Genomic DNA, 16,299 nt, shown 5'->3' with positions numbered 1-16,299 from the left:
AATGGGCATGGCTTACGATCGGAAATGCTTCATTAGGACTTTTTACTTGTTATTTATATATTTATTTATGGGTAGCTTTTTTCATGGGAGATTCTGAATCCATCTGGACATGGGGAGCAGCATCAAGCTTTCTAATTGGATTCATCATTTTTTTCATTTGGAATTTCTTTATGTTAAAACAGGAAGAAAAAAAATATTGGTACCATGGGTTAGCTGCTTATATAATAACTATTTGTGCATTTTTGTTTTTCTTTCAGTATATGTAAAAATGGTTGAGGAGGTCTGTAATACTTTTCCTTTTGATATTACAGTCTCTTTGAGTTGTTGTGGAATGCAAAAACAGATGTTAGAAAAAAGTAAAGCCCAATCCTATTGGATTGGGCTTATTTCTATGAAGAATGTAACTGAAAAGCTTCCTTTAATTTACGTACTTTTATTTCATTAGGTGTTACAAACACGGTTTTCTGATTATCATATATAACATACCCAGGTTTTGCCCCACTAGGTTTCTTTACATTTTTAACAAGTGTGTAGTCAACGGGTACAGTTGAAGACATTTTTGATTTGCTGAAAAATGCAGCTAACAAAGCGGCTTCCTCTATCGTTTCCTCTGATGGATTGGGATCCTGAATCACAACGTGTGATCCTGGTATATCTTTTGCATGAAGCCAAATGTGTTGTTTATGAGCTAATCGATTCGTTAAATACTCATTTTGTTTATTGTTTCTACCTACTAAAATAATAGTACCATCTGAACCTTTATATTCGTCAAGCTGTGGGCGATTTTTAGGCTTATTTTTTTGCTTGGAAACTTTCTTTCGAATATAGCCTTCGTCCTGTAACTCTTCTCTTATTTCTTCTAGATCTTGTTCTCGCGCTGTCTCCAATTGTTGTATAAGCTGGTCCAAGTAATTGATTTCGTCTGTAGCTTTCTGAATTTCCTCAACTACTACTTGTTTTGACTTTTTTAATTTTTGATACGTCTGGAAATAGCGTTGTGCATTTTCACTAGGTGTTTTGTTCGGATTTAGTTCAATTTCTACTTCCCCTTGTTCTGGGTCATAGTAATCAACTACTTTTACCTTTTTGTCCCCTTTTTTAACAAGGTGCATATGGGCAGTTAACAATTCACCATAATGTTTATAATGATCCGCTTGTTCTGCTTTTTGCAAGGTTTGTTCATGCTTTTTAATCTTCCTAACGTTTTTGTCTCTTTCGTTTTTAAGCAAACGATAAATGTCCCCAGTTTGCTGCTTGACCCGGTCCCTTTCGGCTTTTCCGCTATAAAAGTAATCAAGCATTTTACTCGTAGAAGGAAAGCTTTCTCGCTCCGCTTTAATAGACTCTAGTAGTAACACATAAAATTGTTCTTTATTTCCTCTATAAATTGTTGGCTCATAGTTATGTTCTTGTAATTGCTGTTGAATGGCACCGAACACTTGCTGATATTTCTCGTTTGTTCCTAAGTGTGCTCGAAACGCTATTTCTTTTGCAATCAATGGGGAGAAACCTTCTATTTTATCAACAATTTGCTTATCTAATTTTCCGCTATTAAAATCAAGTTTTCTAATAAAATCTTCCGACGTCATCGAAAGAGGAGCTGATTTTCCCTGTTCTGGTGGACTCACATATGTTTGTCCAGGCATTATCGTTCGGTGTCGGTTTTGGGAAGGTGGAATGTGTTTAATACTATCTAAAATAACGTTTCGCTCATTATCCACGAGCAAAATATTACTGTGCTTCCCCATAATTTCCATAATTAATGTCTTCTTTGTTTCATCACCAATTTCGTCCCTACTATTTATATGAATATGAACGATTCGTTCCATTCCAACTTGCTCAATTCGTTCAATAAATCCGCCTGAAATATACTTTCTTAGTAACATACAGAACATTGGTGGCTCTTTTGGATTTGTTAATGAACTATCCGTTACATGTAGTCGTGCATAGCTTGGATGCACAGATAGTAGTAATTGATGATTTTTTCCATGGCTCCGTACAGTCAACATTAGCTCTGTATTTGTTGGCTGGTAAATTTTCAAAATTCTACCCGATACTAGTTGTTCTGATAATTCATGAACGACAGCCCGGGTTACTACACCATCAAATGACATAGTGATCACCTCGCATCATACAAAGTATAGCATTTTTTTGGACATGTCTGAATACATATACAGAAGAATAAAAGTTGGGGGAATGGACGTGAAGTGGTATGAGAATAATCAAAGTGAGGTAGTAGACAAGCTTGGTACGGATTTATCTGTAGGTCTTACTTCAAATAATTCAACTGAGCGATTAAAAAAGTTTGGGGAAAACGTTATTGATGATCAGCAAAAAGTTTCCAGGTTTTATATTTTTGTACAGCAATTCAAAGATTTTATGGTACTCGTCTTATTAGCTGCTACACTCGTATCAGGTTTGTTAGGAGAATATGTGGATGCGATTGCGATTATGGCAATCGTATTGCTGAATGGAATATTAGGCTATTTTCAAGAACAAAAAGCGGAAAAGTCACTTGCTAAACTAAAAGAGTTATCGGCACCTGTTGCAACAGTCTTACGTGATGGTACTTGGTCCACGATTTCTAGTAGGGAGCTTGTGCCAGGTGATATCGTGAAGGTGAAAACCGGTGATCGCATTAGTGCTGATTTACGCCTTATTACTGTGAACGGTTTAGAGATTGAAGAGTCCGTTTTGACAGGCGAATCCTTGCCAGCTAGTAAAACTTCTGATGTCATTCAAAGTGAAAATGTAGAATTAGGGGATCAGCATAATATGGCTTTCTCTGGAACGTTAGTAACAAGAGGTTCTGGTGTTGGGATTGTTGTAGCAACTGGAATGTCAACGGCAATGGGACAGATTGCATCTATGCTTTCTACAACTGAAAGAAAACCAACCCCATTAGAGAGGAAATTAGAAGAGCTAGGAAAAATATTAATTGTAGCTGCCTTGCTTTTAACATTGCTTGTAGCTGTTCTTGGAGTCTATCAAGGACATCCAATCTATGAAATGTTTTTAGCTGGTGTTTCCTTAGCTGTAGCTGCTATTCCAGAAGGACTGCCAGCAATTGTGACAGTAGCATTATCTTTAGGTGTCCAGCGGATGATTAAAAGAAGGGCTGTCGTTCGTAAGCTTTCAGCTGTCGAAACGTTAGGTAGTGCTTCTATTATTTGTTCCGATAAAACTGGCACAATGACCCAAAATGAAATGACCGTCAAACAAATTTATCTTTCAGGCCGAAGACTTTATGTTTCCGGTAAAGGCTATGAACCGAAAGGAAAATTTACCGAGCGGGATTCAACGATTAATCCGTTGAAAGACCGTGGGCTAAACAAGCTCTTACATTATTCTCTACTATGTAATCACGCCGAGATTATGGAGAAAAAAGGGAAGTATCTAATAGATGGTGATCCAACGGAAGGGGCCCTTGTTGTTGCTGCCCAGAAAGCAGGGATAACAAGAAAACAATTGCAATCGTTTCAGATTATTTATGAAATTCCTTTTGATTCAACGAGAAAAAGAATGTCTGTTGTTGTAGAGGATTCCGAAAAAAATAGATACGTTATTACAAAAGGGGCACCGGATGTATTATTAAAATATACGACTTGGATTCAAGAAGATGGAGTGAAGCAGCCCTTTACACCAGAAAAAGAAAAAAATATTGATCAAGTCATGAGTTCAATGGCAAATCAAGCCCTACGTACAATTGCCATATGTTTTAAACAAATAGAGAAAGATAAAGAATATAAAGATTTTCAGCTAGAAAGTGAGCTAGTATTTGTCGGTCTTGTTGGTATGATGGATCCACCAAGAGAAGAAGTGAAAGAAGCAATTGAAAGTTGTCGTCAGGCAGGGGTTAAGACTGTTATGATAACGGGAGACCATGCTCATACAGCTCAAGCCATTGCGAAACAATTAAACTTGTTACCGAAAGATGGAAAAGTGCTGGACGGTTATCAGATTAGTAATATGAGTGATGGACAACTAGGATCAATAATTAATGATGTGTATGTATTTGCTAGAGTGTCTCCTCAACACAAACTTAGAATCGTAAAAGCATTTCAAGATCAAGGACATGTTGTGGCAATGACAGGAGATGGGGTAAATGATGCACCCGCTATAAAGGCAAGTGATATTGGGATAAGTATGGGTAAATCAGGCACGGATGTCACAAAAGAAGCATCTTCTTTAATATTAATGGACGACCATTTTGCGACCATTAAATCAGCCATTGAGGAAGGGCGGAACATATACGAAAATATTCGAAAATTTATCCGGTACTTGCTTGCATCGAATGTTGGGGAAATTCTTGTCATGTTTTTTGCCATGTTACTCGGTATGCCTTTACCTTTAGTACCTGTACAAATTTTATGGGTGAACCTTGTAACAGATGGCCTGCCAGCATTAGCTTTAGGTTTAGATAAACCAGAGAAAGATGTGATGACGCGACCACCTCGACATCCAAAGGAAAGTATCTTTGCTAGAGGCTTAGGTGCAAAAATTATTAGTAGAGGTATACTTATTGGACTTGTTACATTGGTGGCGTTTATGTTTGCCTACTATAAGCATCCAAATAATTTAGAATATGCGCAAACTATTGCATTCACTACGTTGGTCATGGCACAATTAATTCATGTTTTCGATTGTCGATCAGACCGATCAGTTTTTTCTAGAAACCCTTTTGGTAACTTATATTTAGTCGGTGCTGTTATTTCATCTATTCTTTTATTGTTAGCAGTTGTTTATTATGAACCACTACAACCTATTTTCCATACCGTAGATCTTCCAATTCAAGAATGGGTATTTATTGTTGCCCTAAGTTTAATTCCAACATTTTTATGGGCGCCTTCGAAGAAAAAAGAGTAGAGAGGATAAAATTGGAAAACTTTTTTCGCAAATGCTACGGGATATGATAATATATTATGGACAGACCTACCTTCCAAATAGAGTCTTTTATTTGGAAGGTTGTTGCCGTTTAAAAGAAGGCGACTTTCCCATAATGTTTGCAATTGATAAATTGATTGAAAAAATAATTGAAATATAGATAAGTAAAAATATTTTCTTTCAATAATTACAATTTATAAAACCAGTCTAAAAGAAAAAAACTGTACCACAAGAAATGGAAGTGAATCAAATGGTAAAAAGTATGACAGGGTACGGAAGACATGTTAATTCGTACCGTGACACTCGTATAACGATAGAGGTTCGGACGGTAAACCACCGATTCCTTGACTTGTCTATTAAAATGCCGAAAACATTACTTCATTTAGAAGATAAAATGAAAAAACTTGCACGTGAGTATTTTAAAAGAGGCCGAATCGATGTATTTGTGACAATTGATGGAACTGGTCTTGTTGATAAAAACCTTCAAGTAGACTGGAATTTAGTGGATCAATATATGGAAAAGATAAATCAAGTAAAAGACAGGTATCAGTTAACAGATACCGTTTCCGTAAAAGACATATTGCAGTTAGATGATGTATTTTTTATAACTGATCAAGAAGAGGAAGATGCCTCCTTTCAAGAAATTTTATTGCACACATGTAAGAAAGCGATGAAACTTGTAGCAGAAATGCGTTCCAAAGAAGGAGAAGCAATCGCTTATGATTTAGGGAGTCGTACAGAAGGAATCAAGCAAATCGTTTTCAAACTAGAGCAACATAGAGAAAAAGTGATCGAGCAATACCGTGACCGAATTAAACAACGGATTGAAGAATACATAAAAAATGACTTGTGGGATCAAGACTCAAGAATTATTCAAGAGGTTGCCTTGATGGCCGAAAAGGGTGATATTTCCGAAGAGGTGACTCGACTATTTAGTCATATAGATCAGTTTTTACTGACACTAAAAAAAGAGGAGCCGATCGGCCGAAGACTCGACTTTATCGTTCAAGAAATGCACCGAGAAGCGAACACAATAGGATCAAAATCGAACGATGTAAATATTAGTGAGTGGGTAGTTGAATTAAAAAGTGAAATTGAAAAATTAAAAGAACAAGCACAAAATGTTGAATAAAGATGAAGAATAAGGTACATTTGTTCTTAGTATAAAAAAATACGCAATACGGCTGTATCAGAATATAACAAATATAAAAATGATAGGGATTGCTGTTACGAACAGCATAAAGAGGGGGAGCTTCCGATGAGTTTAAGACTAATCAATATTGGTTTTGGTAACGTTGTATCTGCAAATCGTATTATTTCTATCGTTTCACCAGAATCAGCACCAATCAAAAGAATTATCTCTGTCGCAAGAGACAATAATAAACTTGTTGATGCTACATATGGTCGTAGAACACGCGCGGTTATTATTACAGATAGTGATCATGTTGTTTTATCCGCAGTACAGCCTGAAACAGTTGGACAACGAGTGCTAAGTAGTGATGATATACTGAATGAAGGGTAGGAGGCATAAAGGTGATTGATAAGAAAGGGATTTTGTTTGTACTTTCCGGTCCTTCCGGAGTTGGAAAAGGGACGGTACGGAAAGCACTTTTCGAAAAAGCAACCGACTTGCAGTATTCCATATCCGTGACTACCCGTAAACCCCGTGTTGGGGAACAAGATGGTGTAGATTACTTTTTCCGTGAAAAGGAAGAAGTAGAAAAAATGATTAAGCATGGACAGCTTTTAGAATGGGCCCAATATGTGAATAATTACTATGGAACACCAAGAGAGTACGTTGAAAAAACGCTTCAAGAAGGTAAGGATGTATTTCTAGAAATAGAAGTACAGGGCGCATTACAAGTGAAAGAGAATTTCTCTGAAGGTGTGTTTATCTTTTTATTCCCACCAAGTCTTGAAGAGTTAAAAAATAGAATTGTAACAAGAGGTACAGAAACAGAAGAATTAGTAAAAAATCGTCTTCTTGCAGCGAAAGAAGAAATCGAAATGATGGAAGCTTATGATTATGTCGTTGTAAATGATGAGGTCGATCATGCTGTTGAAAAAATTCAAGCTATCGTTCAAAGCGAGCATTGTAAACGCGAACGTGTGGCAAAAGAATATAAAAAAGTATTGGAGAGTGACGAAAAATGATGTTAGAACCCTCTATTGATGAATTGCTTGAAAAAGTTAATTCTAAATACGCATTAGTAATTATTTCATCGAAACGTGCTCGTGAAATGCAAGAAACAAATAACCCAATGATTGAAAATGCGAAATCTTATAAATTTGTTGGCGTTGCGTTAGAAGAAATTAAAGCAGAAAAGCTAGAACCTGCTACTGATGACTATTTAAATAGCTAATGCACCGTATTAAAATAACAACCTGTTTCAGGTTGTTATTTTTGTACATTCAGAAAGTTCCACTGTGTTAAAGGGTTAAAGTATAAAATTGCAAGGCTTTCACAAGCTGGGTTTCCTATTACATCTACATTTACAAACTATCGGAGGACAGGCTTTATGTCCTGTTTTTTCACCAATCAAGGGGGAGTGAGCGATGGTACAAAACAAAAACATAGTGTTAGGGGTTTCAGGTGGCATAGCTGCCTATAAAGCATGTGCCTTAACGAGTAAGCTTGTTCAAAAAGGGGCAAACGTAAAGGTTATAATGACAGAGAGTGCACAAAAGTTTGTGAATCCCCTTACATTTCAAGCTTTATCCAGACAACCAGTTTACATTGATACTTTTGATGAAAAGGATCCAAATAAAATTGCCCATATTGATTTGGCGGATTGGGCAGATATTTTTGTATTAGCTCCAGCAACAGCTAACGTTCTTGGGAAGGTTGCTAATGGCATAGCAGATGATATGTTAACAACAACGTTAACTGCTACACGTGCTTCTATTTATGTTGCACCAGCAATGAATGTGCATATGTATGCAAATCCTGCTGTTCAAAAAAACATGCAAACGTTAACTTCATTTGGGTATCAATTTATTGAGCCTGGCGAAGGATTTTTAGCTTGTGGGTATGTTGGTAAAGGAAGATTAGAAGAACCAGAAACAATTATTCGTGTAATAGAAGAACAAGAAAACAGTAAAGACTCTACTTTTTTTCATGGTAAAGAAATATTAATTACTGCAGGTCCAACACAAGAATCTATTGATCCAGTGCGTTTTTTTACGAATCATTCTTCTGGAAAAATGGGGTATGCGTTAGCTGAAGTTGCTTCAAAGCTTGGAGCAAATGTAACGCTAGTCACAGGACCAACGAAGCTTCCAACTCCGCCGAAAGTAAAGCGGATAGAAGTAAAAACGGCAGAAGAGATGTATGATCAAGTACTTTTGCATTATGATGCGTGTGATATTGTTGTTAAATCTGCAGCAGTAGCTGATTATAAACCAATAAAAACCTTTGACCAAAAAATGAAAAAGCAAGACGGAAATCTAGTAGTTGAAATGGAACGGACAAAAGATATTTTGAAAACTTTAGGTAAAAAAAAGAAACAGCAATATTTAGTTGGATTCGCTGCAGAGACAAACGATGTAATTCGCTATGGTAAGGAAAAGCTCGCAAAGAAAAATTTAGATGCCATTGTTGTCAATGATATTAGTCAAGAAGGTGCAGGTTTTAGTGTGGATACGAACATTGTTACTTTTCTGTCTGCAAAAGGTAAAGAAGAGATTATGCCACTTCTGTCCAAATCAGAAATTGCAAAAAAGATCTTCGTCCTAATGGAAAATGATATGAAGGATGGTACATTGTGAACATAGCAAGAGTTATAGTTGATGTTCCCTCTATGTCTATTGATCGCTTATTTGATTACAAGATTCCGGAACGTTATATAGGGGTTATGGAAGAGGGAATGCGTGTAATCGTTCCATTTGGTCCGAGAAAAGTAATGGGATTTGTAGTAGAAGTTCAAAATGAATCGTCTATTAGTAAGTTGAAAGAAATTCAGGAAGTAATGGACCTTACTCCAGTTTTAACAAATGAATTAATTTCTTTAGGTAAATGGTTGGCAGAAAAGACACTCAGTTTTCAAATCACTGCACTTCAAGTGATGCTCCCGCAAATATTAAAAGCAAAATATGAAAAAGAGCTTTGGTTATTAGCGCAGGAGGATATGTTAGAGGAGGCTTTACGGTTCTTATTTGCAGGCAGAGCTGTAGTTCCATTTAGTGATATAGATGATCGACAAATAACCTATTATCAAATACAAAAAGCTATTCAAGATGGCTTAGTAGAGATTCGTTATATCGTAAAAAGTAAAGAGACGAAGAAAAAAATCACATGGGTAAAACCTGTAGAGCTTTGGAAACTAGAAGAGGCTTTATTAGATACTCCAAAGCAGGCAGTGAAACAGCAAGAAATCATCACTTATTTCCTTGATAAACCAGAGGCTATTCCTTTGAAGCAGCTTTTAGGAAAAATAGACACTACCCGTTCTACGATTAATAATCTTTCCAAAAAGGGACTACTTGAACTGTTTGAGAAGGAAGTGTACCGTGACCCGTTACAGAATCGTACATTTGAAAAAACAGTTCCTTTAGAGTTAACAAGTGAACAGTCTGCCGCTATTAAGCCTATTAAGAAGTCGATTGATGAAAATAACCATGATGTTTTTCTTTTGCATGGAGTAACAGGTAGTGGAAAAACAGAAGTTTATTTGCAATCAATCCAGAAGGTTTTGGAGCAAGGTAAGGAGGCTATTGTTTTAGTTCCTGAAATTGCCTTAACTCCACAGATGGTTCAGCGATTTAAAAGTCGTTTTGGATCAAAGGTTGCGGTCATGCACAGTGGTCTCTCTGCAGGAGAGAAATTTGATGAGTGGCGAAAAATTCAACGAAAAGAAGTACAAGTAGTCGTAGGGGCTAGATCTGCTATTTTTGCACCATTTCGTAATTTAGGCATCATTATTATTGATGAGGAGCACGAAACGAGTTATAAACAAGATGACCATCCTAGGTATCATGCAAGAGATGTAGCTATTTACAGAGGTAAACATCATCAGTGTCCAGTAGTGCTAGGGAGTGCTACACCCACATTAGAAACCTTTGCGAGAGCAAAAAAGGACGTTTATAAATTGTTAACGTTGTCTAAACGTATGAATGAACAAGCAATGCCTGCGGTTCATATTGTAGATATGAGGGGAGAATTACATGCAGGTAACCGGTCCATGTTTTCGATGGAGCTTCAGGAAAAAATACGAGAGCGTATTCAAAAGAAGCAGCAAATCGTTTTGTTTTTAAACCGTAGAGGCTATTCCACTTTCGTTATTTGCCGAGATTGTGGGAATACTGTTCAATGCCCTCATTGTGATATTTCTTTAACGTATCACCGTAATCAAGAACGTTTAAAATGTCACTATTGCTCGTACGAAATTCCGATGCCTAAAAAGTGTCCTGAGTGCGAGAGTGAATCGATTAGATATTTTGGAACAGGAACACAAAAGGTAGAAGAAGCACTCCAACAAACCTTTCCGGAGGCTAGAGTAATTCGGATGGATGTGGATACAACAAGACGTAAAGGAGCACACGAAAAGCTATTAACACAATTTGGGGAACATAAAGCCGACATTTTGTTAGGGACTCAAATGATTGCAAAAGGTTTGGATTTTGCCAATGTTACACTAGTAGGTGTTTTAGCAGCTGATTCCTTGTTACATTTACCAGATTTTCGCTCGTCAGAAAAGACGTTTCAATTACTCACACAAGTTAGTGGACGTGCTGGGAGACACCAACTACCTGGGGAGGTAATTATTCAATCGTATACTCCGGAGCATTATAGTGTGGAATTAGCTAGTCAATATGATTATGAAGGCTTTTTTCAACACGAAATGAACATAAGGAAAACGTTCCAATATCCACCATATTATTTCTTAACATTAGTAACCGTTTCCCATTCGAATCATGTTTACGTCGTTCAAGTAGCACAAAAAATTGCTAAAATTTTATCGGAGAAAATTGCCCCAGATACAAAGATACTGGGACCAACCCCTTCTCCTTTGACTCGGATCAAAAATAGATATCGCTATCAATGCATGATAAAATACAGAAATGAGCCCGATTTATATAAAAAAATGAAAAGTATTATTCAATTGTTTGAAGATGAAATTCAACAGAAAGACTTACAAATATCAGTAGATTTTGAACCAAATCAAATGATGTAGGCGAAAGGAGAGCATCATGAGCATAAGCAAACGAATCGTTTTTATGGGTACACCAGACTTTGCAGTTCCTGTTTTACAACAAATTATAAAGGATGGTTATAACGTAGTTGCTGTTGTTACACAGCCTGACCGTCCGAAAGGCCGTAAAAGAACACTTACACCTCCTCCGGTTAAAGTGGAGGCAGAAACACAGGGGATTCCCGTATTTCAACCTGAAAAAATAAAAAATGAATACGATAAAGTGCTAGAATATAAACCTGACTTAATTGTGACGGCCGCTTTCGGTCAAATTTTACCGAAGCAGCTATTGGAGAGTCCTCGGTACGGTTGCATTAATGTTCACGCATCTCTTTTGCCCGAATTAAGAGGCGGTGCTCCTATTCACTATGCTATTTTGCAAGGAAAAAAAGAAACAGGTGTCACCATTATGTATATGGTGGAAGCTTTAGATGCTGGAGATATGATTTCTCAAGTGAGTGTACCTATTACAGAAACAGATCATGTAGGAACTTTACATGATAAGCTAGCAGAAGCGGGATCTGCATTATTAAGCAAAACAATTCCTGACGTATTTTCAGAAAATATCCACCCTGAAAAACAGAATGAAGATAAGGTTACGTATGCTTATAATATAAAAAGAGAACAAGAGCAAATTAATTGGGAGGATTCCCAAGAAAAAGTCTACAATCATATTCGTGGATTACACCCTTGGCCAGTAGCATCAACAACATGGCAGGGAAAAAACATGAAAGTATGGTGGGGAGAAAAAGTAGAAACTACATATAAAGGTACCCCAGGAGAAATCGTCGAAATTTTGTCAGATGGCTTTGTTGTGATGTGCGGGAATAGCCAAGCTATTAATATTACGGACTTACAACCAGCTGGAAAAAAGAGAATGGATGCAGAGTCTTTTTTAAGAGGGGCAGGAAGCCAATTACAAATAGGTGACAAGTTAGGAGATTGACATGACACAAAAAACAGTACGTGAAGCAGCTTTAAACATTTTAGTTCGGGTTGGAGAAAGTGGTGGATATAGTAATTTGCTTATCCATCAATCAATTGAAAAAGACGGATTAAATAGTAAGGATGTGGCTTTACTTACCGAACTTGTTTATGGAACGTTGCAACGAAGAGATACCCTTAACTTTTACTTATCTCCATTTGTGAAAAGAAAGGTTCAGCCGTGGGTAAAATGGCTATTGTATATGGCTATTTATCAAATGCAGTATTTAGAAAAAATTCCGGATCATGCTATTATTCATGAGTCTGTTGAAATGGCCAAGAAAAAAGGGCATAAAGGAATTGGGTCCTTTGTAAATGGTGTATTGAGAACGGTACAACGAGAAGGTCTACCATCTTTGGAATCTATTGAAGACCCGGTGGAACGCTTAGCAATCGAGACAAGTCATCCTAAATGGTTAGTAGAGCGATTTGTTAGATGGTATGGAATCGACCAGGCTAAATCGATGTGTTATCGAAATTTGCATACAAAAGAAGTGTCGATTCGGGTCCAGACGTTAAAAATAACTCGTGAGGAAGTAATAGAAACTTTGCAAAAAGATGGAATAGAAGTGGAACGGTCAAAGTTGTCGCCTCAAGGGATTATTATTAAAAAAGGTAATGTATTCCGCCATCCTCTTTTTAAAGATTACCTAACAGTCCAAGATGAAAGCTCTATGCTAGTAGGAGAAATGATGGATGTGCAAGCTGGTATGCTTGTATTAGATGCTTGTAGTGCTCCTGGTGGCAAAACAACACATATTGCTGAAAAAATGGGGAACGTAGGGGAAATTCACGCCTATGATCTACATGAAAAAAAGACGAAGCTAGTAGAACAAAAAGCAGAAGAGCTCGGTTTAACGATTGTTGAAGCGAAACAAGGGGATAGTAGACGACTAGGGGAAATTTATGATGGTGAAACCTTTGATCGAATTTTATTAGATGCACCTTGTTCCGGTTTAGGTGTATTACGAGGAAAGCCGGATATTAAGTATCAAAAATCAGAACAGGACATTGTGAATTTATCTAAAATCCAACGCGAACTTTTAGAAGCGGTAAGCCCGTTATTAAAATCTGGTGGCAAAATGGTATATAGTACGTGTACAGTGGATAAAGAAGAAAATGAACAATTAATTCAAACATTTCTGGAGGATCATTCTGAGTATGAGCTTGATAAAGCGTTTCAACAAGAACTTCCTGAAGTGTGTCAAGGTTTACCTGGTTTAAGTGATTTGGGGTTACAACTTTTCCCGCATGATTTAAATACAGATGGTTTTTTCTTAACGAGGCTAGTTAAAAAGTAAAACACTTATGGTGTATTCTTTTCATAAAAATGACAAATATTTCAAAGGATTTTATGAATACGTTAAAGAATACCTTTAATAACGAAAGACGTATAGTGATAAATGATTCTCTTCACGTTCATACGTGAGCAAGTAGATGATATATATACTGCCTATGTGCCAAGGAAGGCTAAAGGGCGTAAGGAAGAGACGAGGTGAAAGTAATGTTAGGAAGTTTTCTAACAGATACCGGACATGTGAGAAGCCATAACGAGGATGCTGGAGGAATCTATCTTAATAAAGATAGACAAATTTTGGCTATTGTTGCGGATGGTATGGGGGGACACAGTGCTGGCGATGTAGCAAGTGCACTTGTGACAGCTAGTCTACATAAAGAATGGGAAAAAGTAGGGAGAATTGGGTCCCCTGAAGAAGCAGAAGAGTGGCTTAGTGAGCAAATTAAAATTGCTAATCGAGATATTTTGAATTATGCAATTGAGCACGAAGAATGTAGGGGAATGGGTACGACGGTTGTGGCTGCCATTTGTGCGTCTGATTTTATTACGATTGGACACATTGGGGACAGTCGTGGCTATTTATCTAACAGTCACGGATTTAAGCAAATCACGGAAGACCATTCTTTAGTTAATGAATTAGTTCGGTCTGGCCAATTGTCTAAAGAAGATGCAGAACACCATCCGAGAAAGCATGTTTTATTAAAAGCATTAGGAACAGAAGAGAAGGTAGGGATAGATGTAAAAACAATCGGTTGGGAAGAAAATAACTATCTCCTATTATGCTCCGATGGTTTAACAAATAAAGTAGAAGATAATGAATTACACCAGTATATTATTGAAGAGGATTCGATAGAGGAATCCTGCAATAAGCTTATTAATCTTGCAAATGAGCGAGGTGGCGAAGATAATATTACGCTTGCCATCGTTCAAAACAGCCCTCAAAAGAAAGAGGGTGAATAAGGCATGTTTAGAGGACAGTTATTAAATGAGCGTTATCAAATTAAACACGCAATAGGTGGAGGTGGGATGGCTAATGTTTATTTAGCCCATGACCTTATTCTAGAGCGTGATGTAGCGATAAAAGTGTTAAGAATGGAATATGCTCATGATGAAGAATTTATCGAAAGATTTAGAAGAGAAGCCCAATCGACGATAAGTTTGTCACATCCTAATATTGTAAATATTTTTGACGTCGGTGAAGACAATGAAGATGGCATTTACTACATAGTGATGGAATATGTGAAAGGTATGACGTTAAAGCAATATATTCAAATGTACGGTCCTTTGCCTGTAGAAGAAGCTGTTGATGTAATGAAACAAGTTACTTCTGCTATTTCTCATGCCCATGCAAATGAAATTATCCATCGGGACATTAAGCCACAAAATATATTAATCAATAATAGTGGAAAAGTAAAAGTAACAGATTTCGGCATTGCCATGGCATTAAGTAGTACGAGTGTAACCCAAACGAATTCTGTACTTGGCTCTGTACATTACTTATCACCAGAACAAGCCCGAGGCGGTACAGCAATAAGGAAATCAGACATTTATTCTTTAGGAATCGTATTTTTCGAACTACTAACTGGTAGACTCCCTTTTTCAGGAGAATCTGCTGTTTCTATTGCTTTGAAACACTTGCAAAGTGAAACACCGTCTGTTAGAAGATGGATTCACGATATTCCACAGAGTGTAGAAAATGTCGTTTTAAAAGCTACAGCAAAAAATCCATTTCATCGTTATGAAAATGCTCACCAGCTTGAGGAGGATTTGGCTACAGTTTTACTTCCAGAGCGTTATAATGAAAATAAATATATACCGCCACAGGAAGAGGGAGAAGAAACAAAGGCCATTCCTATCATTACATCTGATAATGATCTATCCAACAACCATGGTGAGACGATTATTCGTAAGAAAAATGAGAGTGCTGAGGCAGAGAAGAAAAAGAAAAAATGGAAAATATGGGTTATTGCTCTCATTACAATGCTTGTTATAGGTGGAATTGCTGCCCTTTTCCTTTTACCTAAATGGCTAATGCCAAAAGAGGTAGAAATCATTAGTGTAGAAGGTATGACATATGAAGAGGCTTATAGTGAGTTAAGGGCGCTAAATTTAGATGTGAAAAGTGAATCCAGAAATTCGGATACGATTGAAGAAGGCTTTGTAATTACTACAGATCCAGATGCTGGTTCGGTAGTAAAGGAAGGATCTACTGTTACGATTATTACGAGTTTAGGTAAAGAGAAAAAGGAATTTGATAATTACGTTGGTCAACAATTTGATCAAGTAGAGCGTTTATTAACAAGCTTAAATTATAAAGAAATCACTAGAGTACCAGTTGAGTCAGATCGTCCAGAAGGTGAAATAATAGCGCAAAGTCCTGATTCGGGGACTCCGATATTACCGGAAGAAACAAGGGTTATCTTTGAAGTGAGTTCAGGCCCTAAGAAAATCGTGCTCCAGCCCTTAAGTGGCCAAGCGTTAGAAGATGTGGAAAGATATTTAGTAGAAAATGAATTAAATATCTATGTCCTTGAAGAATTTTCAGATGATGTACCAGAAGGGTATGTAATCAAAACGGAACCTGCTGCCTTTACAGAAGTGGAGGAAGGTACAGAAATCAAAGTGCATGTTTCCAAAGGAGCAGAACAAAAACCTGTTACAAAACGAGTACAATATACCGTAACAGTCGACAATAGTAATCAAGGCAACGGCAACGGTAACGGTAACGGGAATGCTGATGAACAGGTGGAGAAATTAGTAGAAATTTATGTAGAAGATATGACCCATAATTTTCAAGATATTCATACATCAGAAACAATAAGTGAGGATAAAACATTTGCCGTAGATTTAACAATTGCTCCTGATCAAATAGGAAGATTTAAGGTTGTCGTTGATGGTAGTGTTGTAATAGATGAAAAAGTGCCATATTAAGAAGGTGGGATT

The 16,299-nt window shown here is 37.0% G+C and carries 13 protein-coding genes; 12 read left to right on the top strand and 1 reads right to left on the bottom strand.

Annotated elements, in window-relative coordinates; translation table 11 throughout:
- Positions 1-83: 83 nt before the first annotated feature.
- Positions 84-266 carry a hypothetical protein gene (locus tag HNQ94_RS06995; RefSeq protein ID WP_174495513.1) on the top strand — a complete coding sequence of 61 codons (183 nt, stop codon included), beginning with the start codon at positions 84-86 and terminating at the stop codon, positions 264-266.
- Between the two features lie 123 nt (positions 267-389).
- Here HNQ94_RS06995 and HNQ94_RS06990 read toward each other — a convergent pair whose 3' ends face one another.
- Complete coding sequence (locus HNQ94_RS06990; protein ID WP_174495512.1) at positions 390-2,114, bottom strand: Rqc2 family fibronectin-binding protein; 1,725 nt, start codon at positions 2,112-2,114, stop codon at positions 390-392.
- 88 nt (positions 2,115-2,202) lie between these two features.
- Here HNQ94_RS06990 and HNQ94_RS06985 point away from each other — a divergent pair, with 88 nt between their 5' ends.
- The 11 genes from HNQ94_RS06985 (at position 2,203) to pknB (ending at position 16,287) form a co-directional block, all read left to right on the top strand.
- Positions 2,203-4,866, top strand: a complete 2,664-nt coding sequence (locus tag HNQ94_RS06985) for a calcium-translocating P-type ATPase, SERCA-type (RefSeq protein ID WP_174495511.1) — start codon at positions 2,203-2,205, stop codon at positions 4,864-4,866.
- A 268-nt stretch (positions 4,867-5,134) separates the two neighbouring features.
- Positions 5,135-6,016 carry a YicC/YloC family endoribonuclease gene (locus HNQ94_RS06980; protein ID WP_174495510.1) on the top strand — a complete coding sequence of 294 codons (882 nt, stop codon included), beginning with the start codon at positions 5,135-5,137 and terminating at the stop codon, positions 6,014-6,016.
- Between the two features lie 126 nt (positions 6,017-6,142).
- Complete coding sequence (gene remA / locus HNQ94_RS06975) at positions 6,143-6,406, top strand: extracellular matrix/biofilm regulator RemA (RefSeq protein ID WP_174495509.1); 264 nt, start codon at positions 6,143-6,145, stop codon at positions 6,404-6,406.
- An 11-nt stretch (positions 6,407-6,417) separates the two neighbouring features.
- A complete protein-coding gene (gene gmk, locus HNQ94_RS06970; RefSeq protein WP_174495508.1) occupies positions 6,418-7,038 on the top strand; it encodes a guanylate kinase in 621 nt (206 codons plus the stop codon).
- On the top strand, positions 7,035-7,247 hold the full coding sequence (rpoZ, locus tag HNQ94_RS06965) for a DNA-directed RNA polymerase subunit omega (protein ID WP_282960557.1): 213 nt from the start codon (positions 7,035-7,037) through the stop codon (positions 7,245-7,247). The genes gmk and rpoZ overlap by 4 nt, the downstream gene beginning before the upstream one ends.
- Before the next feature lie 193 nt (positions 7,248-7,440).
- Positions 7,441-8,652 (top strand): bifunctional phosphopantothenoylcysteine decarboxylase/phosphopantothenate--cysteine ligase CoaBC, encoded by a 1,212-nt coding sequence (coaBC, locus tag HNQ94_RS06960; RefSeq protein ID WP_174495507.1) that lies wholly within the window; start codon positions 7,441-7,443, stop codon positions 8,650-8,652.
- Positions 8,649-11,057 (top strand): primosomal protein N', encoded by a 2,409-nt coding sequence (priA, locus tag HNQ94_RS06955; RefSeq protein ID WP_174495506.1) that lies wholly within the window; start codon positions 8,649-8,651, stop codon positions 11,055-11,057. The genes coaBC and priA overlap by 4 nt, the downstream gene beginning before the upstream one ends.
- A 16-nt stretch (positions 11,058-11,073) precedes the next feature.
- On the top strand, positions 11,074-12,021 hold the full coding sequence (gene fmt, locus HNQ94_RS06950; RefSeq protein ID WP_246199947.1) for a methionyl-tRNA formyltransferase: 948 nt from the start codon (positions 11,074-11,076) through the stop codon (positions 12,019-12,021).
- 1 nt (position 12,022) lies between these two features.
- Entirely contained in the window at positions 12,023-13,360 is a 1,338-nt protein-coding gene (gene rsmB / locus HNQ94_RS06945; protein ID WP_174495505.1) for a 16S rRNA (cytosine(967)-C(5))-methyltransferase RsmB, read from the top strand.
- Between the two features lie 203 nt (positions 13,361-13,563).
- The gene (locus HNQ94_RS06940) at positions 13,564-14,316 is read left to right on the top strand and encodes a Stp1/IreP family PP2C-type Ser/Thr phosphatase (protein WP_174495553.1); all 753 of its coding nucleotides are present in this window, start codon (positions 13,564-13,566) and stop codon (positions 14,314-14,316) included.
- A gap of 3 nt (positions 14,317-14,319) precedes the next feature.
- Positions 14,320-16,287: a Stk1 family PASTA domain-containing Ser/Thr kinase gene (gene pknB / locus HNQ94_RS06935; protein WP_174495504.1), complete on the top strand. Its 1,968-nt coding sequence runs from the start codon at positions 14,320-14,322 to the stop codon at positions 16,285-16,287.
- Positions 16,288-16,299 lie beyond the last annotated feature (12 nt).

The sequence above is a fragment of the Salirhabdus euzebyi genome (assembly GCF_014207435.1).
Taxonomy (GTDB): Bacteria; Bacillota; Bacilli; order Bacillales; family Alkalibacillaceae; genus Salirhabdus; species Salirhabdus euzebyi.
Note: the sequence above shows the minus strand (reverse complement) of the source record. Positions and strands in the feature narration are given on the sequence as shown.